The 18060-nt window shown below is 73.8% G+C and carries 13 protein-coding genes; 4 read left to right on the plus strand and 9 right to left on the minus strand.

The features are described from left to right. Positions 1–430: 430 nt before the first annotated feature. Complete coding sequence (locus KIT14_08140) at positions 431–1000, plus strand: hypothetical protein (GenBank protein MCW5890507.1); 570 nt, start codon at positions 431–433, stop codon at positions 998–1000. Positions 1001–1134: 134 nt separating this feature from the next. On the opposite strand, the gene KIT14_08145 is transcribed toward KIT14_08140, so the two are convergent. Both KIT14_08145 and KIT14_08150 read right to left on the minus strand, forming a co-directional pair. Further along, positions 1135–2166 carry an ATP-grasp domain-containing protein gene (locus tag KIT14_08145; protein MCW5890508.1) on the minus strand — a complete coding sequence of 344 codons (1032 nt, stop codon included), beginning with the start codon at positions 2164–2166 and terminating at the stop codon, positions 1135–1137. Then, positions 2163–3206, minus strand: a complete 1044-nt coding sequence (locus KIT14_08150; protein ID MCW5890509.1) for a putative zinc-binding metallopeptidase — start codon at positions 3204–3206, stop codon at positions 2163–2165. Before KIT14_08150 ends, KIT14_08145 begins: the two co-directional genes overlap by 4 nt. A gap of 88 nt (positions 3207–3294) precedes the next feature. Between KIT14_08150 and KIT14_08155 the strand changes: the two genes are divergently transcribed. Next, entirely contained in the window at positions 3295–4413 is a 1119-nt protein-coding gene (locus tag KIT14_08155) for an S-(hydroxymethyl)glutathione dehydrogenase/class III alcohol dehydrogenase (GenBank protein MCW5890510.1), read from the plus strand. 283 nt (positions 4414–4696) lie between these two features. On the opposite strand, the gene KIT14_08160 is transcribed toward KIT14_08155, so the two are convergent. From KIT14_08160 to KIT14_08170, 3 genes are read right to left on the minus strand one after another with little or no spacing between them, the layout of a single operon-like run. Beyond that, the gene (locus KIT14_08160; GenBank protein ID MCW5890511.1) at positions 4697–5797 is read right to left on the minus strand and encodes a hypothetical protein; all 1101 of its coding nucleotides are present in this window, start codon (positions 5795–5797) and stop codon (positions 4697–4699) included. A gap of 30 nt (positions 5798–5827) precedes the next feature. After that, positions 5828–6349, minus strand: coding sequence for a nuclear transport factor 2 family protein (locus KIT14_08165; protein ID MCW5890512.1), 522 nt, complete (start codon positions 6347–6349; stop codon positions 5828–5830). Between the two features lie 11 nt (positions 6350–6360). Then, positions 6361–7551 (minus strand): acyl-CoA dehydrogenase family protein, encoded by a 1191-nt coding sequence (locus KIT14_08170; GenBank protein MCW5890513.1) that lies wholly within the window; start codon positions 7549–7551, stop codon positions 6361–6363. A 181-nt stretch (positions 7552–7732) separates the two neighbouring features. Here KIT14_08170 and KIT14_08175 point away from each other — a divergent pair, with 181 nt between their 5' ends. Next, positions 7733–7945, plus strand: a complete 213-nt coding sequence (locus tag KIT14_08175; protein ID MCW5890514.1) for a hypothetical protein — start codon at positions 7733–7735, stop codon at positions 7943–7945. A gap of 5 nt (positions 7946–7950) precedes the next feature. Here KIT14_08175 and pbpC read toward each other — a convergent pair whose 3' ends face one another. Together pbpC and KIT14_08185 are read right to left on the minus strand one after the other, a co-directional pair. After that, complete coding sequence (gene pbpC / locus KIT14_08180; GenBank protein MCW5890515.1) at positions 7951–10062, minus strand: penicillin-binding protein 1C; 2112 nt, start codon at positions 10060–10062, stop codon at positions 7951–7953. 49 nt (positions 10063–10111) lie between these two features. After that, on the minus strand, positions 10112–10456 hold the full coding sequence (locus KIT14_08185) for a hypothetical protein (protein ID MCW5890516.1): 345 nt from the start codon (positions 10454–10456) through the stop codon (positions 10112–10114). 51 nt (positions 10457–10507) lie between these two features. Between KIT14_08185 and KIT14_08190 the strand changes: the two genes are divergently transcribed. Then, the gene (locus tag KIT14_08190; GenBank protein ID MCW5890517.1) at positions 10508–10942 is read left to right on the plus strand and encodes a MerR family transcriptional regulator; all 435 of its coding nucleotides are present in this window, start codon (positions 10508–10510) and stop codon (positions 10940–10942) included. Here the strand turns inward: KIT14_08190 and KIT14_08195 are convergent. Both KIT14_08195 and KIT14_08200 read right to left on the minus strand, forming a co-directional pair. After that, positions 10890–12410 (minus strand): DASS family sodium-coupled anion symporter, encoded by a 1521-nt coding sequence (locus KIT14_08195; GenBank protein MCW5890518.1) that lies wholly within the window; start codon positions 12408–12410, stop codon positions 10890–10892. The two genes, KIT14_08190 and KIT14_08195, sit on opposite strands and share 53 nt — an antisense overlap. After that, positions 12395–18055: a hypothetical protein gene (locus KIT14_08200; protein ID MCW5890519.1), complete on the minus strand. Its 5661-nt coding sequence runs from the start codon at positions 18053–18055 to the stop codon at positions 12395–12397. Before KIT14_08200 ends, KIT14_08195 begins: the two co-directional genes overlap by 16 nt. Positions 18056–18060 lie beyond the last annotated feature (5 nt).

The following is an 18060-nucleotide window of genomic DNA, read 5'->3' on the forward strand; positions in this document are numbered from 1 at the left end:
CACGCAGCTGACGCTGCGGGCTCATGATCCGCTGGCCACTTCGATCTCTTCGAACCCGATCATATTGAGTTGAGTCCACCTGGACGGCGGTGCACCTGGACGGTCGGCGACCGGTGGGTTGCCGCGGCGCCGTGTCGGCCGCCGGAGGTCGCGGGGGCAACTCCTGCCGAGGCGATGCGCCCGTGCTCCGCCGCCGTCGTGGCTGCTCGTGCTCGGGCCGACCTGTCGCAGCGACGACGGCGCCCACCGACGCCGAGACCCCGCACGGCGTGCGCGGCGCGGCGCCCGCGCCGAACCGCGCTGGACCCCGCGCCGGCAATCTTGCGACGCACCTGGTGCGGTATCGTCACTCGGAAACGATTCCGCCCGCGCCCGCCGTGCCCGCTGCCATGGCCGCAACTTTGCTGGAGCGCCGCGCAGGAGGAACCGCATGCGAACGCTCGCCCTGTCCGTTGCCGTCGCTCTCTTGGTGGGGACGGCCGCCGTCGCCGGTGCACAGCCGGTGTCGGCCGTGAAGCTGCAGCTGAAGGAGAAGAACGGGAAGCAGAAGCTTCTCTTCCTGTCCAAGGACAAGACTCTCGTCGCGCCTGCCGTCGGGGGGCCGAACGATCCGCGGGACGTCGGAGCGGAGCTCACGCTGTGCGCGAGCAACGGGAACTCGGCCTCGTTCGCGTTCGTGGCGGGGAACTGGTCGGCGAACGCGGCCGGCACGCTCTACAAGTACAAGGTGAAGGGGAAGCCGGCCGGGCCGAAGGTCGCGCAGCTGAAGAGCGGCAAGACGCTCAAGGTCGTGGGCGGCGCCGTCGGGCTCTCGGTGAACGGGACGCTCGGCGCGGTCGGCGTGCGCATGACGATGGGCTCGCTCGTGCAGTGCACGCGCTTCATGAGCGCGAAAAAGGACGTGACCGGGCAGTACGACGCGCGCAACGCCGCCGCACCAGCCGACTGCTCGAGCGTGACGCTCGGCTGTAGCTCGGCAATGGGTGCGTTCGTGCACTGACGCGGGCGGGCCGGGGGCGAGGCGCTCCCGGCCCGCCCCGTTCCGCCGGCGTGTGCGGCGGGCTGGACACCGTCGGGCCGTGACCCGGCAACCGGCCCGCCGCGCCGCCGGTGTCGCTGGGGCGGCGGTCGCCGCTACTTCGCCGTTCCGTTCGGCGCGCGCTCGAGCGCCAGGTTCACGATACGCTGGATCAGTGAATCGTAGTCGAGCCCGGCGCGCTCGGCCGACTCGGCGTAGTCCTCGCCGTAGGCGAGCTGCGGGTTCGGGTTCGCCTCGAGGACGTAGACGCGGCCCTCGGCGTCGAGGCGCAGATCGATGCGCGCGTAGCCGCTCAGCTCGAGGATGCGGTAGATCCGCTTGCACAGGGTCTGGATGCGGGTGAGCTGCTCGTCGGTCAGGCCCTTCGCGGCCTCGCTCTTGATGCCGGCCTTCTTCTGGTAGGCGCGGTCCCACTTCACCTTCTCGGTGGCGATGCGGGGCTTCTCCTCGGGGAGCTTCGTGAACAGCAGCTCCCACACCGGGAAGACGCGCAGGCGGGCGTTGCCGAGGACGCCGACGTAGAGCTCGCGCCCGTCGATGAAGCGCTCGGCGATGGCGTCGGTGCCGAGGCGACGGTGGATGAAGCGGACGCGCTCTTCCAGCTTCTCGTCGTCCTGCACGATCGACGTCTGCGCGATGCCGGCGCTGCCCTCGCGGGTGAGCGACTTCACGATCAGCGGGAAGGCGAGACGGGCGGGGCGCTTCACCGCGCGCCCCATGCGGAACACCGCGAACTCGGGCACCGGGATGCGGTGGAACGAGAGCAGCTTCTTCGAGATCGCCTTGTCGCGCGCCAGCATGAGGCCGCGCGGGTTGCAGCCCGTGTACGGCACGCGCAGCAGCTCGAGATAGCTGACGACGTTCTGGTCGTAGATCGGGACGTCGTGGAAGTCTTCCAGCAGGTTGAACACGACCTGCGGCTGCAGCTCGCCGATCGCCTTGCGCACGACGCCGAGGTCGCTGCCGACGCCGAGGCATTGCACCTCGTGGCCCAGCTCGCGCAGCGTGCTGACGACGTCGAACTCGGTCTTCCACTCGACGTGCGCGACGTCGATGCCCTTCACGTCGTCCGGCGGCACCAGGTTCTCGTCCATGAGCGCCAGCAATCGGAGCTTCTTCTTCTTCATAGCGCCACCCGATGGCGGCCACTGCGGAGGAACCGCATGATCTGGCCGGTCAGGAGGATGCCGAAGTCGAGCAGCGTGGCGTCCTCGTCCTGGATGAGGCGGAGCTTCAGCTCGGCGGCGCGCTGGACCATGTCGTCGAGCACGCGATCGATGGTGTACTGATGCTCGCCCGTGAGCGCCGCGAGCTTGCGACGCAGCTCGGGGCGGACGCGGCGCAGGAAGCGCGCCGCCGGCGGATTGCTCTGGTGCTCCTTCTGCGTGGAGAAGACCTTGCGCAGCCAGGGGTCGTACTCGCGCAGGCTCTCGAGCCCGTAGCGGGCGCGTTTCTCGCGGTAGTGCTCGCGCAGCGTCCGCGTGAGCGTGCGCAGCGGATCGATCACGCGGCGCGTATGCACGACGGGGCGCACGTCGGCGAGCGCCTTCATGACCTCGTCGACGTACTCGAGCTTGCGCAGCGCGGGCCAGCCGGCGTACTGCCGCCGCCACTTGGAGCCCGGCGTGAGCCAGACGGCGAACGTCTCCGCGAAGTCCTCGTCCGGGTGGCTCTGGGCGTAGTACGACTCGAGGTGCAGGACGTAGCGCTTCGAGTCGGGCTTGGGCGCGTAGTGCTGCGGGTAGGGCTCCGACGTCTTGCCGAAGAGCGCCTGGCGGCGGCGGCGGCGGCGCAGCCGGTAGCCGTTCTCGATCGCATGGCCGGTCTCGTGGCGCAGGATGCGCATGCACCACTCGGGCGTGCCGCCCTCGACCTCGCGCATCTGCGTCCGCTCGAGCTCCATGAGCCGGCGGTGCGCCATGTAGAAGGGGATCGCGATGCCGGGGACGCCGTCGGGCGTGTACCAGTCGTCGGACAGCCAGAAGTGCGGCCGGAAGGCGAGGTGGCGACGCTCGAGCTCGCGGTAGAGCTGCTGGATGCGCGGATGGACCGGCGAGCGCTCGAGGTCGAGTCCCAGATCGCAGAGCCGCACGTCGAGCAGCTTGTGGTCCGGCCAGCGGCTCCAGACCCGGCTGCTCGTGGTACGACTGGTATGACGCGCCGGCATCTCGCTTGTCGCCGCGTTCGCGGCGCCCGTATTATGCCCGCCCGTCGGCGCGGCGCACAAATCCGACGACCCGCATGGGAGGACGAGCATGAAGGTGCAGGCGGCGATCTCTTGGGAACCGAAGCGGCCGCTCGAGGTGGAGACGATCGACCTCGAAGGTCCCAGGGCGGGCGAGTGCCTGGTGCGGCTCGCGGCGACCGGGGTCTGTCACACCGACGCCTACACCATGAGCGGGCGCGACCCGTCGGGGCTCTTCCCCACGGTGCTCGGCCACGAGGGGGCGGGCGAGGTCGTCGAGGTGGGGCCGGGCGTGCGCTCGCTGGCCGTCGGCGATCACGTGATCCCGCTCTACATCCCCGAGTGCCGCGAGTGCGAGTTCTGCCTCTCCCGCCGCACGAACCTGTGCGGCGCCATCCTGGCGACCCAGGGGAAGGGCCTCATGCCGGACGGCACGAGCCGCCTCTCGCACGCGGGAAAGACGCTGCATCACTACATGGGTACGTCGACCTTCGCGGAGTACACCGTCGTCCCCGAGATCGCGCTGGCGAAGGTCCGCAAGGACGCGCCGCTCGACAAGGTGTGTCTGCTCGGCTGCGGGGTCACGACCGGCATCGGCGCCGTGCTGAACACCGCCAAGGTGACGCCGGGCTCGACCGTGGCGGTGTTCGGCCTCGGCGGCATCGGGCTCTCGGTGATCCAGGGCGCGGTGATGGCCGGCGCCGAGCGCATCATCGGCGTCGACACCAACCCGAAGAAGTTCGCGCTCGCCACGCAGCTCGGCGCCACCGACACGGTGGACCCGAGGGCCGTCGCCGATCTGCCGGGGGCGCTCGTCGAGATGACGAGCGGCGGCGTCGACTACGCCTTCGAGTGCATCGGCAACGTCGAGGTGATGGGGCAGGCGCTCGCGAGCTGCCACAAGGGCTGGGGCGAGTGCATCGTCATCGGCGTCGCCGGCGCGGGCGAGGAGATCCACGCGCGGCCGTTCCTGCTCGTGACCGGGCGCGTGTGGCGCGGCTCGGCGTTCGGCGGCACACGCGGGCGCACGCAGCTGCCGCAGTACGTCGACAAGTACATGGCCGGCCGCCTCGCGCTCGACACCATGGTGAGCGCGACGATGCCGCTCGCCGACATCAACCGCGCCTTCGACCTCATGCACGCGGGCGAGGTGATCCGCAGCGTCGTCGTCTACGAGCGCGCTTCCTGACGGTCAGGAGCGGCGGCGGTCGGTGCGGAGGCCGGCGGCCGCAACGGCAGGGACGGCTCGAAGGTCGCGGCGCATGGTGGACGCCGCCACACCTGCATCCGGATCCGCTCGGACAGCAGGTCCGCGTCGTTGCGTGCCGGCAGCCCGCTCGGCCCGCCCCGAGCGCCGCTCGTCCGATCGACTCCGCTCGGCCCGGGTTCGCTGGCGGCCGTCGGGCGCGTGCCGTGCCCGCAAACCGGGGAGGGCTGCGGCTGCGACTCCCATATCGGAGATGGCCCCACCGTCAGGAGGGCTCGTGCGCCGTGGCGCGCCGCAGCGCGTACAGACGCTGGCGGCCCTCGAACCCGCGCAGGCGACGGACCTGGATCTCGACGGCGCGGTACGCCGGCGGCAGCCGGTCCGCCATGTCCTGCGACACGAGTGCCGTGCCCGGCCGCGCCAGCTTCACGAGGCGCGCGGCGAGGTTCACCACCGAGCCGTAGTGGTCGCCGTCGCGGCTGAGGACGTCGCCGCGCGCGAGGCCGCCGCGCACCGGCGGCAGGCCGTCGTGCTGCGGAACCTCCTCCACGAGCCGTAGCATCACCTCGCACGCCGCCGCCGGGTCGGCGAACGCGAACATCACCTCGTCACCGATGAGCTTGACGACGCGGCCGCCATGGCGGGTGACGAGGTCGGACGCCGTCTGCTCGAAGTCGGCGAGCACGCCGTTCAGCTCGTGCACCGTCAGCTCCTGCGCGAGCGCCGTCGAGCCGACGAGATCGACGAAGCCGATCGCGAGCCGCTGCGTCCAGCCGTCCTGCGAGCCGACGTCGGGCGGCCGGCGCGCCGCGAGCATGTGCTGGCGGAGCAGGACGTCGATGGCGCGCACGACGCCGGGCATGAGCGTGGCGGTGGCGGCGTTGGCGCGCGCCCGCTCCAGTAGCGGCGTGTCCGCCAGCGTCGCGCCGATGTTCACGTGGAACGCGGAGACGGTGGCGTCGGCGATCTTCGCGAGCGCTGCCCCGACGACCCGCGTGAGGTGGACGACCGCCTCGTGTCCGAACAGCATCTCGGCCGCGCGGATCGTGTGCACGACGTCGACCCAGGCGGGGCCGTAGATGCGCTCCTCGGGCCCCGGATCCGCGAAGCCCGCGGCACGGCGGAACTCGGTGACGAACGCCTCCGGCACGCCGGCGTGCTCGGCCAGCTCGGCGCGCGTCCACCGCGGCCCCGGGTCGCGCATGACGAGCGCGTAGCCGAGCCCGGGAAGATCGCCGGCCGAGGCGCGCAGGTCGTCGGCGGTCGCCCCCAGCTCGACGAGGTAGCCGAGCACGGCGAGGCGCTCCGCGGCGTCGGGCGCCGCGGGATCCCACAGCCCGAGGGCCTCGAAGTCGGCGGGCGTCACGGCTCCGCCGGCGGGAGCGCCGCGCCTCGCCTAGCGCCGCGGCCGCTCGGCATACGAGCGCCCGCCGCGCGCCCATTGCGGCGCCGCGGGCCAGTGCCAGCGCGTCGCCTTCTGCGCGAAACCCGGATCGAGCTCCTTGCAGGCGGCTTCCCAGCCCGCCATCGCGGTCTCGCGGCCCTTCCAGGCCCAGAAGTCCTCCTCGCGCTTCCACGTGCCGTTGCCGGCGTACTCGAGGATCGAGATGCCGGGGAAGTCGAAGGTGTCGGTGCCGTTCGGGTGGTCGCGGCGGTTCTGCATGTAGAACGTGACCCGGCCGCGCGCCGGATCGACGACGTGCCACTCGTAGTAGGTGTAGATCTCCGGGTAGCGCGCCATCACCGGCTTGATCCACGCACGCACCGTCTCCCGGCCCTCCATGGTGCCGTAGTAGTGCTCGAAGTAGGTGCAGTCCTCGGTGAAGAGGTCGGCCCAGGCGTCCCAGTCCTCGCCCACGGCGCCCGTGCGCCAGTAGTGCTCGAAGGCTTCGTCCAGCTCGTCCGCGGAGTAGGGCATCGGGTTCTCCTTCAGCGAAGGCCGAAGTCCCAGCGGCCGCCCTCGCGGTAGGGGCGCAGCAGCAGGCGCGCCACCGTCGTGCGATGGACCTCGTCGGGACCGTCGTAGATGCGCGCGAAGCGCGCGTGGCGGTACATGCGCTCGAGCGGCGTGTCGGGCGTCAGGCCCTTGGCGCCGAACACCTGGATGGCGCGATCGATGGCGTCGTGGAGCATCTTCGCGCCGACGACCTTGATGACGCCGATCTCGACCCGCGCCGGATCGCCGGCGTCGATCTTGTGGGCGGCGTCGAGGGTGAGCAGGCGACACGCCTGGATCTCGGCGGCGGTGTCGAAGATCATGTTCTGGATCGACTGCTTCTCGGCGAGCGGGCCGCCGAAGGCGACGCGCGCGTTGGCGCGCTCGCACATGAGGTCGAAGGCGCGCTGCGCCTGCCCGAGCCAGCGCATGGCGTGGAAGATGCGGCCCGGGCCGAGGCGCTGCTGGGCGATGAGGAAGCCCTGGCCGCGCTCGCCGAGCAGGTTCGTGCGCGGTACGCGCACGTCCTCGTAGGCGACCTCGCAGTGGCCGCCGAGGAGTCCCAGGACCGGCGTCTCGCGCACGATGCGGTAGCCGGGCGTGCCGGTGGGCACGACGATCATGCTGAAGGCGCGGTGCACGGGCGCGTCGGGCTCCGTGCGCACCATCACCGTGGTGTAGGCCGCGCGGTTGGCGCCGGTCGTGAACCACTTCCGGCCGCTGATCACCCAGTGGTCGCCGTCGAGGACGGCGCGGGTCTGGAGCTGGGTGGGATCGGAGCTGGCGACCTCGGGCTCGGTCATCGCGAAGCTCGGGAACACCTCGCCGGCGACGAGCGGGCGGAGGTAGCGGTCGCGCCACGCAGGGCTCGCGTACTGGCGCAGCATGAGCGAGTCCTGGAGCGAGTGGGTGCCGAGCGCGATCATGGCGTGCTCGGCGCGTCCGACGATCTCGTTCACGTAGACGTAGTCGAGGAAGGGGAGGCCGCCGCCGCCGAGATCCTGCGGGTGACCGAGGGCCCACAATCCCTCGGCCTTCGCGGCGTCCATGAGGGCCGCCATCTCGCGGTGCGCGGCCTCGTCGCCGCGGTCGAGCACCGGCTCGGCCGGGTAGACCCGGTCTTCGACGAAGCGCCGCACGCGATCGCGGATCGGCCGGACGTGCGCCGGTACCTCGAAGCTCATGGCGGGGTCGTAGGCCGGGCTGGTGCCGTGGTCAACGACGCGGCGTCCCGCGCCGAGCGGGCGGCGCGTCCGCGGTGGCGGTCGCGGTGTCCACGCACGTGGACGCCGTGTCGCCGACGACGGACGCGAAGCTACGTCGGCGGGCGGCGCGTGCTGGTGCGCCGCTTGCTTCCTCCACGACATGGCCGCTCATCTCCGCCTCGTGACTCCGCTCCCGCCGGCGCCGCCGCCCGCTCCGACGCCCGCGAATCCCTGCGAGGCGGAGGCCCGTGCGCTCGTCGCCGCGTGGATCGACGCCCCGTTGACGTCCGACCGCGAGCCGCTCGACGATCTCGTGCTGCGCATCGCCGAGCGCCTCGCTGCCGTTCCGAGAGGCAGCGAATCGCTCGGCTGACGGGCTCAGCGGCCGCGGACCTCGAACGCCACCTCGTCCAACGTGCGGGACGCGGCGTCGACCAGCGCCAGGACGTGCCGCCCCGGGCGGGGCTCCCAGAGCCGCGGCGCGTGCGCCGGCCCGAGGTCCTGCCCGTCGAGCCGCCAGCGCAGCGGCCGGTCCCCGGTGTCGGCCTCGAGCAGCAGCCGCTGATGGCCGGCCGGGACGTCCGGATCGAGCGCGATCCGCGTCCCCGCGGTGGGCGTGCGGATGCGCGGCGGGGCTCCGGCCAGCGCCCGTGCGCCCGCCATCCGCGTCTCGGTGCCGGCGAGGAACCACTCCGGGCGCGCCGGCTCGAGGTCGCGCGGGAAGGTGACGGCGACCGACACCACGCCCGCCGGTGGCTCCGGCGGCCGGCTCGGCGCGTCGCGCTGGATCGCGGCCATCAGCTCCGCCCAGATCGGCGCGGCCCCGGTGACGCCGCTGACGTCGTGCATCGGCGCGCCGGAGAAGTTCCCCACCCAGACGCCGACGGTGACGCGAGCGGAGAAGCCGACGCACCAGTTGTCGCGCATGTCCTTGCTGGTGCCGGTCTTGACGGCGCTCCAGCCGGGCGTCGCGAGCACGCTCTCCAGCCCGAAGGTCGGGCTGCGTCCCTCGCGGTCGGCGAGGACCTGGGCGACGAGGAAGGTGGCGTCGGCGGCGAGGACGCGCGTCGGCGCCGGCGCCTCGTCGCCGGTGAGGCGCAGCGGGCTCGCGAGCCCGCCGGTCGCGAGCCCGCGATAGGCGCCCACCAGCTCCCACAGGGAGACGTCCGCCGAGCCGAGCGCGAGCGAGGGGCCGTAGTGCGTCGCCGGGCGCGTCAGCCCCGCGAAGCCGAGCGCACGCAGACGCGCCAGGAAGGGCTCGCCGCCGAGCAGCTCGAGGACGCGCACGGCCGGCGTGTTGAGCGATGCGCCGAGCGCCGTGCGCACCGAGACGAGACCGCGATGGCGCTCGTCGTAGTTGCGCGGGCGGTAGAGCCCCTGCGCGGTGGCGATCTCGAGCGGGGCGTCCTCGAGCAGGGTGGCCGGCGTCAGCAGGCGCTGCTCGAGCGCGAGCCCGTAGAGGAACGGCTTCAGCGCCGAGCCCGCCTGACGGCGCGCGACCACGCCGTCGACGTGCGGGGCGCGCGACAGCGCACCGCTCGAGCCGACGTAGGCGAGCACGTCGCCGCTGCGGTTGTCGACCACCAGCACGGCGCCGTCCTCGACGCCGCGCGCTCGCACCGCGAGGAGGTTGCGGCGCAGCGCCGTCACGGCCGCGCGCTGGAGCGGAGCCGACAGCGTGCTGTGCACGTCGGCCCGGACCGCCCCGCTGGGCAGCAGGCGACGGGCCACGTGCGGCGCCCACGCCGGCGCCGGCCGGCCGCCCACCGGCGCGGTCAGCGCCGTGGCCACCGCGCGCGCGACGGCGCCGGCGGCGACGGGCGGCGCCATCGCCGCGCCCAGCGCCGCGCCCCGCTGCGTCAGCCGCTCGCGCGCGGCGGCCGGGGCGCGCAGCAGCGCGGCCAGGGTCACGCTCTCCGCCGCGTCGAGCCCGTGCGGCGCCTTGCCGAAGAGCACGCCCGCCGCCGCGCCCACGCCGACCAGCTCGCCGCGGAAGGTGACGAGGTTGAGATACGTCTCCAGGATCTCGTCCTTGCTCCAGGCCCGCTCGAGCGCCCGCGCGACGCGGATCTGGCGCCACTTCGCACGCGGCCCGCGCGGGCCACGGTGGACGCGCAGCGCCGGGTCGACGAGGGCCGCCACCTGCATGGTGACGGTGCTGGCGCCACGCCGGCGCAGGAGCCCGCGCACCAACGCCGGCCAGTCGACGCCCCGATGCGTCCGGAAGTGCCGGTCCTCGGCGGTGAGCACCGCCGCCCGGAGGGCGGGCGAGACGTCGCCGAGCGGCACCCAGTCGAGCCGCCGCCGCGACGGATCGGTGCGCCGCTCGTGCAGCACGACGCCGTCGCGATCGAGCAGGCGCACGTCCGACGGCCGGTGCTCGGCGTGCACGGTCGCGAACGCCGGCACCGCGGGACGCGTGAGGTAGAGGGCCGCGAGGCCGGCGCCGATCCCGCTCGCGATCACGCCCGCGGCGATCACCCATCGCATCGCGTGCGAGCATGCGGGATCCGCTCTGGGGTGGCCAGGCCTCTCGCGCCTAGCCGGCCTCGCCGAGCGTCGGCAGGGCGACGAAGTCGTCCAGCACCGCCGTCGCCGCCGCGGGCGCGCGCACCGACACGACGAGGTCGCCGCCGTCCGGCTGGGCGACGGCGAAGTCGAGGAACGGACAGCACTGCCGCTCGAGAGTGACGGCCGCGGTGACCGCGCCCGCCGCCTCGCGCACGAAGTGGAGGTGGACGACGCCGTCCGCCCGCTCGATCCGGCGCAGGGCGCGGGCCGCCAGCGCGGCGAGATCTGCCCGGCGCGCGGCGAGCGCGGCGGGGTCGAGGAGGCAGGCGATGGGCGGTGGACTCGCGTCGGAGGGTGGACGATCGTCGTGCATGGCCGGCAGCGTGCCACTTCGAGCGCGCTCGAGGTCAAGCGGGAGGACGCGATGGCGGAGATGACGATCGGCGAGGTCGCCCGGCGCAGCGGGCTGCGGCCGTCGGCGCTGCGCTGGTACGAGCAGATCGGGTTGCTGGCGGCGCCGGCGCGCTGCGGCGGCCGGCGGCGCTACGCTGCGTCGGTGCTGGGCGAGCTGGCAGCGATCCGCGTCGCCTGCGGCGCGGGCTTCACCCTCGCCGAGATCCGGGCGCTGCGCGGCGGCCCGTACGCGTCGCCGTCTACCGCCTGGCGGGCGCTCGCGCCGGCGAAGCTGGCCGAGCTCCGGGCGCGCATCGCCGCCGCGCAGGCGATGGCGCGCCTCGTGCGTCGCGGGCTGCGCTGCCGCTGCCGCACGCTCGCGACCTGTACGCTGCTGCGTGCGCGCCCGCAGCTCAGCGCGGCTCCAGGACGAGCGGCCCGAGCACGGCCAGGGTCGCGACGATGAGCACCACGCCCACGACGTCCATCACGATCCCGCGGCGCATCATGTCGCGCAGCGGGATACGGCCGGACGCGTAGACGATGGCGTTGCACGGCGTCGACACGGGCAGCATGAAGCCGAGCGACGACCCCAGCGACGCGCCCAATACGGGCAGCACGGGATCCGTCCCCGCCGCCTCGGCCAGCGCGATGGCGATCGGCACGATCATGTTCGCCGCCGCGGTGTTGCTCGTCGTCTCCGACAGCACGGTGGCCATCGCCGTGGAGAACGCGAGCAGCCCGAGCTCGCCGTGCACGCCGAGGAGCCCGACGAGGGCGCGTCCCATCGCCTCGGCGAGGCCGGTCTGGAACGCCATCGTGCCGAGCGCCAGCCCGCCGCCGTAGAGGAACACGATCCACCAATCGATGCGGACGGCCTCCTCCCACGGCAGCGTGAACTCGAGCCGGCGCACGTCGACGGGGAGGACGAAGAGCAGCGAAGCGCCGATCAGCGCCGCCACCGGCTCGGGCACGTAGGTCGTGAACGCCTTGTAGAGCGGGTCCTGCGTGCCCCAGGCGAGGGCCATGAAGCCGGGCGCGACCCAGAGGAGCACGGTCACGGCGAAGGCGATCAGCGCGTTCACCTGCCCGAGCGTCCACGGCCCGAGCGCCCGCCGCTCCGCGGCGATGGCGTGCGCGAGCGCCTCGACGCGGCCGCCCGCCGGCGCCGTGCGACCGAGGAGCAGCACGCAGGCGACGGCCAGCACCGCGCTCACCGGCACGCCGAGCGCCATCCAGGAGAAGAACGGCAGGTCGTAGGCGATCTCGTTGCGCAGGAAGCCGAGCCCGATCATGTTCGGCGGCGTGCCGACCGGCGTGGCCAGGCCGCCGATCGCGACCGCGAACGACGCGCCGAGCAGCAGCGCGCTGGCGTAGCGCGGGCCGGTCGCGCCGCGCGACTCCAGCACGGTGAGCAGCGACAGCCCGATCGGGTAGAGCATCGCCACCGTCGCCGTGTTGCTGATCCACATCGAGATCAGGACGCCGGTGGCCACGTAGGCCGCGAGCACGCGGCGCGGGCGGGCCTCGACGAAGGGCAGGGCGAGGATGCCGTAGGCGAAGCGCCGATCGAGCCCGTGGAAGAAGATGGCGCGCGCGGTGATGAACGTGCCGACGAAGACGAAGACGAGCGGGTCGGCGAACGCCGCGAAGGCCTCCTTCGCCGGCGCCACGCCGAGCGCCACCGCCGCGGCGACGCCGAGGAGCGCCGTCACCACCATCGGGATGGCCTCGGTGACCCACAGCACGACGACCGTACCGAGGATCGCGGCGAGGCGATGCGCCGGCGCAGATAGCTCGAGCGGCGCGAGCCACAGCCCCGCGAAGACGAGCGGCGCGAGCGCGAGCCCGATCGCGCGCCGCAGGCGGTCGTCGCCGCCGCCGGCGTCGAGCGCGTCGACGGAGAGCGCCGCGTCGCTCAGCGGACCACCCATGGCGGGTTCGGGATCTCGCCGAACAGCTCCGGCGCGTACATCGCCTCGGCACGCGTCGGCGGCAGCTGGAACGTGCCCGGCTGGCCGAGCCGCACGACGTACTCGACCACCGTCCTGCCCTTCGGCAGCCACGCCCAGTACCCGCGCCAGCCGGCGAACCCTCGCTCGACGAACGTCGGCTCCTCCGCGTTCACGTCGGCGCCCTGGGCGGCGAGCATCGCCGAGTCGCCGCCGAGCCCGGTGCCGACGTGCGACGCGCCCGCCGGGATGGGATCGTCGACCACGACCCAGCCCATGTCGCCCTGGGCGTCGAGCTCGAGCCGTACGCGGGCGACGTCGCCGGTGTGCCAGGTGCCGGCCTCGGCGACCTCGACGGCGCTCACCGACTTGGTGATGCGATAGCCGCTCGCGAGCGGCTCGCGCAGCGGGATGGCGGCCTTCGACTGCACCGTCACCCACGGCGCGCCCGTCCCGTGCTGTGCGACCGAGAGCGTGCTCGGCGCGTCCGGCCAGGGGAAGGCGAGCGTCCCGCCCGCCGGGCTCGCGGTCCACGCCAGCTCCTCCGACGCGGTGCCGAGCGTCGCGGCGGTGGTGCCGCCGACCGGCGTGCGCTCGTAGGCGGCCGCGAACCGCCGCACCGCCACGCTGCCCCAGGCGTTCGCCGTCGTCGTCGCCCAGGCGCCGCGCTGCTGCATGGCGAGCAGCCCGCGCACGACGCGCGGCGTGTCCTCGCGCCAGAGGTCGCCCTCGACGAGGAGCAGCAGCAGGCGGCCGCCGTTCGCCTCGGGCCCGGTCATGAGCCACCAGAGCGCGTCGTCGCCGCCGGTCGAGAAGCGCAGCGTGGTACCGGAGAGGTCGAGGCGCGCGCGTACGGCGTTCTCGACGGCGGCGAGACGCTTGGCACGGTCGGGGACGCCGTCGACGCGGCGGAGGATGCTCCACCAGTCGAGCGCCGCCGAGGTCGGCCACAGCTCGGGCTCGACGACGATGCCGTCGAGCTGCTCCGGCTCCGCCTTGCCGTAGCGCGCCAGCGCTTCGACGGCCGCGAGCTTGCGCAGCACCAGGTCGGCCATGCGCGACGGCCGTTGGAGGGTGCCGCGCACGAAGCCGCGCAGGCCCTCGAGCGCGGCGTCGCGCACGCCGTCGGGCAGCGGGCGGCCGGCGGCGTCGGCGATCGCCAGCACGTACGCCGTCAGGACCTCGCTGCCCTGATCCATGTTCGGGAAGTACTTGAGCAGGCCGTCGCCGTCCTGGTGCGCCGGCATCGTCGCCGTCACCTGCGCCCAGACCTGGTCGTCGCCCAGGCCGATGGCGCGCGATACGCGTTGCTCGAGGCAGCCGTAGGGGTAGGCGCGCAGCCACGCCTCGGCGCCGTCCAGCCCGGCGACGAGCGAGGGCGCGAGCACGACGTCGATGCCGCCGCGTCCCGGGATCGCGTCGGCGGGGCGGGCGAGGGGCAGCGGCGGCGCGCCCGGGGTCCACTGGAAGAGCGTCGCCTGGAGCACGCGCACCGGCACGGCCGGGCGGACGTCCTGGCCGACCTTCACGCGGTCGGAGGCCCCGTCCCCCTCGCGCACGCCGACCGTCCACTCCAGGCGCGCGACGTCGGACGGCACGGTGAAGTCCCACGCCACGAGCTTCGCCTCGCCCGCGGCGAGCGGCACCGTCTGCTCCGGCAGCGTCGCGCCGAGTCCCTCGACCGTGGCCGCCACCACGGCGGTGATCGGGCGCTCGGTGGTGTTGCGCACGGTGAACTCGGCCCGGGTCGCGTCGCCCTCGCGCACGAGCGGCGCGAGGCCGGGCACCACCATCAGGTCCTGCGTCGTGCGGATCGTCGTGACGCCGGTGCCGAAGCGGCCGAGGCCCGCGGTCGCCACGGCGACGATGCGGAAGGCCGTGAGCGAGTCGTTGATCGGCACCTCGACCGTCGCCCGGCCGTCGGCGTCGAGCGGCACGCGCGCCGCCCAGAGGAGCAGGGTGTCGAACAGCTCGCGCGTCGACTGGCGCCCGCCGCCGCCACCGCCGGCGACGGCCTTCTTGCCGTAGTGGCGCTTGCCGATCACCTGCATCTGCGCCGTCGCGGTGCGCACGGCGTAGCCGCGCCGGGCCATCATCGCGTCGAGCACCTTCCAGGTGGGATTCGGCGCCAGCGCGAGCAGGCCCTCGTCGACGGCGGCGATCGCGACCTCGGCGTCGGGGCCCGGCGCGGTGCCGTCGGCATTGCGCACCGCCACCGCGACCTTCGCCGTGTCGCGCACGCGGTAGACGGGACGGTCGCTGGCGACGGCGACGTCGAGCGTGTGCGTCTTCCAGCCGACGTCGATGCCGGTGATGCCGAGCTTGAAGGCCGGCCGGCCGAGGTCGACCATCGCCGTCGGCTGCACGTCGCCGACGCGGCCGCGCACGACCAGCACCGACACGAACACGTTCGGCGCGTGCGCCCCCGTGATCGGCACCTCGACGACGGGCTTCTCGGCCGTGATCGGCACGACCCACGTGTCGCCGACGCCCTCGCGCTCGACGGTGACCAGCGCCGTCGCCTTCTGGAACGGCATGCGCACCTGGAAGCGCGCGGTCTCGCCCGGCTCCCACTTGCGCCGCTCGGGCACGACGTCGATGCGGTCGGCGTCGCCGGGCTCGAACCAGTGCGGGCGCTCGGCGGAGACGTAGACGTAGGTGTACGTCGACACCGTGTGCCCGTCCGGATCGGTGACGCTGGCCTCGACGATGGCGGTGCCCTTCACGTCGGGCCGGCCGCTGCACTCGGCGCGGCCCTGCGCGTCGGTGGGCGCTTCGCAGAGCGGCCCGACGTGCCTCACCTCGCTCACGTTCTCGTAGGCGTAGAAGCCGCCCACGACGCGCTTGCGGGTCGTGAACGTGGTGCGGTCGAAGACCGTGAAGACGACCTTTGCCCCGGCGACCGGCTTCTTCTCGACGTCGAGCACGAGGCTCTTCACGTGCAGATCGCCCTCGGAGAGGATCCAGCGCTCGGCGGCGATGCCCGGGATCCAGTCGCCCGGCCACAGCGGCACGGAGCGCGAGACGGTGTGCGCGACGCCGCTCGGATCGCGGTACTCGAGCTCGACGGTGAGCTCGCGCGGCGTCGGCGCCGGCCGGCCGAGGCGCAGGCGGGCACGCGTCGTACCGGTGCCGTCGAGGACGAGGTCCTGGCGCGGCAGCTGGCGCAGGCCGTCGTGGGCGGGGGCGCCGTCCTCCTCGTTGGCGATGCCGGTGCCGCTGCGCTCGATGCCGGTGCGCACCGTGCCCTCGGCGAAGCGGTAGTCGCCGGCGTCGGCGGGCGGCTCGAAGCCCGCCGGCCGCTCCTCGGCGCGCACGCGCACCGGCACCTTGCCCGCGGCGCCGCCGGCGAGCCAGCGCACCGCGACCTCGGCCGACACCTTCTTCGGCGCCACCAGCGGGACGGCGGGCAGCTGCAGCGTCGCCTGCATGAGCGGGACGCGGAACTCCTCGACCCGGAACGAGGCGCCCTCGAGCTCGCGCGCGGTCCACGGCTCGCCCGGCTTCGCGCGCGTCACGAGGGAGACGGCGTAGCTGCCGAGCTTGGCGGTCTTCGGGATCGTCCAGGTGGATTCGGCGGCGCCGCGCTCGTTCCAGGCGAGCGACTGCTCCCAGGTCTCCATGGTGCCGGTGTTGCGGATGCGCAGCGTGATCGGCCGGTCGGCCGCGGCGACGGCCCCGAAGCCGGCGAGCGTGCGCTCGCGCAGCAGGTGCTTCATGTGCACCGTCTCGCCGGCGCGGAAGAGCGCGCGGTCGAGGATGGTGTGGACGAGCGCGGGCCCGGTCCACGGCTCCGATGGCAGGTCGAAGCGGTACGGCTCGATGCCCTCGTCCCACGACGAGTGCACGAAGGTCATGTCGTCGTCGGTGCGGGCGACCACGAAGAGGCCGCCGCCGAGGTCGTCGATGGCGCGGATCTGCGACCAATCGAAGAACTCCTCGGGCACCTGGAACCGCTCCTCGTGGCAGCTGGGGACCTCGGGCCACTGCGGCAGGGGGACGTCGGCGACGCCGCGCGCATCGGTCGTGCCGCGCGCGAGCGTGTTGCCGTGGCAGTCGTGCACCGTGACGCGCGCGTTCTCGACCGGCGTCGCGCTCTCGAGCGTCGTCACCCAGACCAGCGAGCGCTCGCGGCCCCACTTGAGGTGGGCGGAGAGGTTCGTCACCAGCGCTGCGGTGGGGACGAAGAACGGCACGTCGCGCCCGAGGAGCGAGGCGCCGAGGCGGCGGCTCTGGAGCTCCACGACCCACAGCCCCGGCGACGCGAGCGGGATGCCGATCACCTCGAAGGCCTGGTCGCCGTGCACGCGCGGCAGCTTGAACGCGTCGAGCCCGGGCGGCGGCGTCTTGCCGAAGACGGACGCGTCGCGCGGCGCCACGGCGACGCGGCGCAGCCAGTGGATCATGGCGGCGGGGTCCTCGGCCGGGATCTTCGCCACGTTGCCGCGCACGCGCAGCGATTGGCCGCCGGCGCCGGGCTCGAGGTCGCGCACGGTGACGGGCAGCGTCGGATCGCCCTTCCATTCGAGGATGCCGAAGCGCGACGAGAACTTCGCCAGGGGCGGGTAGGGATCGGTCTTCACCGTCAGCGGGAAGCTGTCGGCATTGACGAGCGCGCGTCCGGCGTCGTCGCGCACGTCGGCAGGCAGCTCGACCCGGAACGTGGCCGCGGCGGGGAAGGGACCGGCGAAGGTGACGCCCGTCGTGGTCGCGGCGTCGTCGTCGCGCGCTTCGGGGGCGATGCGCGCGCCGTCGGGGCCGATCAGGGCGATCTGCGCGGCCATCGCCCGTGCGACCGGCGCGGAGAAGCGCAGCTCCATCGGCAGCAGCGGCACGCAGCCGCGATCGGCGTTCTCGCGCGCGCAGCGGAACTCGGCGGTGAAGCGCGGGCGGACCTTCCAGGAATAGGTCTGCGGCGACGTCGTCGGGACGCCGTCGGTGGTGCGCACGCCGGCGTCCCAGTGCAGCTCGACGCGGGCGTCGTTGGGGAAGCGCTGCGGCGACGCGACGACGACCGTCGGCCCGTCTTTCTGCCATTCCCACAGCGCGGCGAGGATGGCGTCGCGCTCGCTCGCGTCGACCACCTTCGCCGGCACCCGCTCGGGCAGGCCCTCGATCGCGAAGGACACGTGCTCGGGCACCGAGGCGGGATCGACGGCGGCGTCGAGCAGCAGCACGAAGGCCTGATCCTCGACGATGGTGTCGCCGTCGTCGGGCGTGGCGCGCCGGACGGCCGGGCCGCCGGTGTCGAAGCCGAAGGTCGCCTCGCCGCCGACGGGGTCGCCGGCGAGCGTCGCGAGGTCGTCGCGGCGCGTGAACGTGCAGCGCAGGCCGGCCGGCACGTCGCGCTCGAAGTCGTAGACCCAGGTGCGCGGATCGATCCAGCGGCCGCTGCCCGCCTCGGGGCAGTCGACGGTGAAGGGCGGCGCCGCCGCGCGCGGGTCGCCGAAGGGGACCATCGGCGCCGAGAAGCGCGCCGTCACCTGGCGCGGCGTCTTCACCGTGCCCTGCGGGACGAACTGGACGACCGTCGCCTCCGCGGCCAGCGCCGCGGCGGCGCCGGCGAGCCAGACGATGCCCACCACGAGCCGCCCCCCGAGCCCCGCATCGCACGCCCCGCGTCGCATGGTGG

The organism is bacterium, assembly GCA_026129405.1.
Classification (GTDB): Bacteria; Desulfobacterota; Binatia; order DP-6; family DP-6; genus JAHCID01.

What these genes read in the sequence shown, in the direction of transcription:
- KIT14_08140 (MCW5890507.1), top strand. Translation starts at nt 431, where the DNA reads ATGCGAACGCTCGCCCTGTCCGTTGCCGTCGCTCTCTTGGTGGGGACG.
- KIT14_08195 (MCW5890518.1), bottom strand. Translation starts at nt 12,410, where the DNA reads ATGGGTGGTCCGCTGAGCGACGCGGCGCTCTCCGTCGACGCGCTCGAC.
- KIT14_08190 (MCW5890517.1), top strand. Translation starts at nt 10,508, where the DNA reads ATGGCGGAGATGACGATCGGCGAGGTCGCCCGGCGCAGCGGGCTGCGG.
- KIT14_08155 (MCW5890510.1), top strand. Translation starts at nt 3,295, where the DNA reads ATGAAGGTGCAGGCGGCGATCTCTTGGGAACCGAAGCGGCCGCTCGAG.
- KIT14_08145 (MCW5890508.1), bottom strand. Translation starts at nt 2,166, where the DNA reads ATGAAGAAGAAGAAGCTCCGATTGCTGGCGCTCATGGACGAGAACCTG.
- KIT14_08150 (MCW5890509.1), bottom strand. Translation starts at nt 3,206, where the DNA reads ATGCCGGCGCGTCATACCAGTCGTACCACGAGCAGCCGGGTCTGGAGC.
- KIT14_08200 (MCW5890519.1), bottom strand. Translation starts at nt 18,055, where the DNA reads ATGCGACGCGGGGCGTGCGATGCGGGGCTCGGGGGGCGGCTCGTGGTG.
- KIT14_08175 (MCW5890514.1), top strand. Translation starts at nt 7,733, where the DNA reads ATGGCCGCTCATCTCCGCCTCGTGACTCCGCTCCCGCCGGCGCCGCCG.
- pbpC (MCW5890515.1), bottom strand. Translation starts at nt 10,062, where the DNA reads ATGCGATGGGTGATCGCCGCGGGCGTGATCGCGAGCGGGATCGGCGCC.
- KIT14_08170 (MCW5890513.1), bottom strand. Translation starts at nt 7,551, where the DNA reads ATGAGCTTCGAGGTACCGGCGCACGTCCGGCCGATCCGCGATCGCGTG.
- KIT14_08185 (MCW5890516.1), bottom strand. Translation starts at nt 10,456, where the DNA reads ATGCACGACGATCGTCCACCCTCCGACGCGAGTCCACCGCCCATCGCC.
- KIT14_08165 (MCW5890512.1), bottom strand. Translation starts at nt 6,349, where the DNA reads ATGCCCTACTCCGCGGACGAGCTGGACGAAGCCTTCGAGCACTACTGG.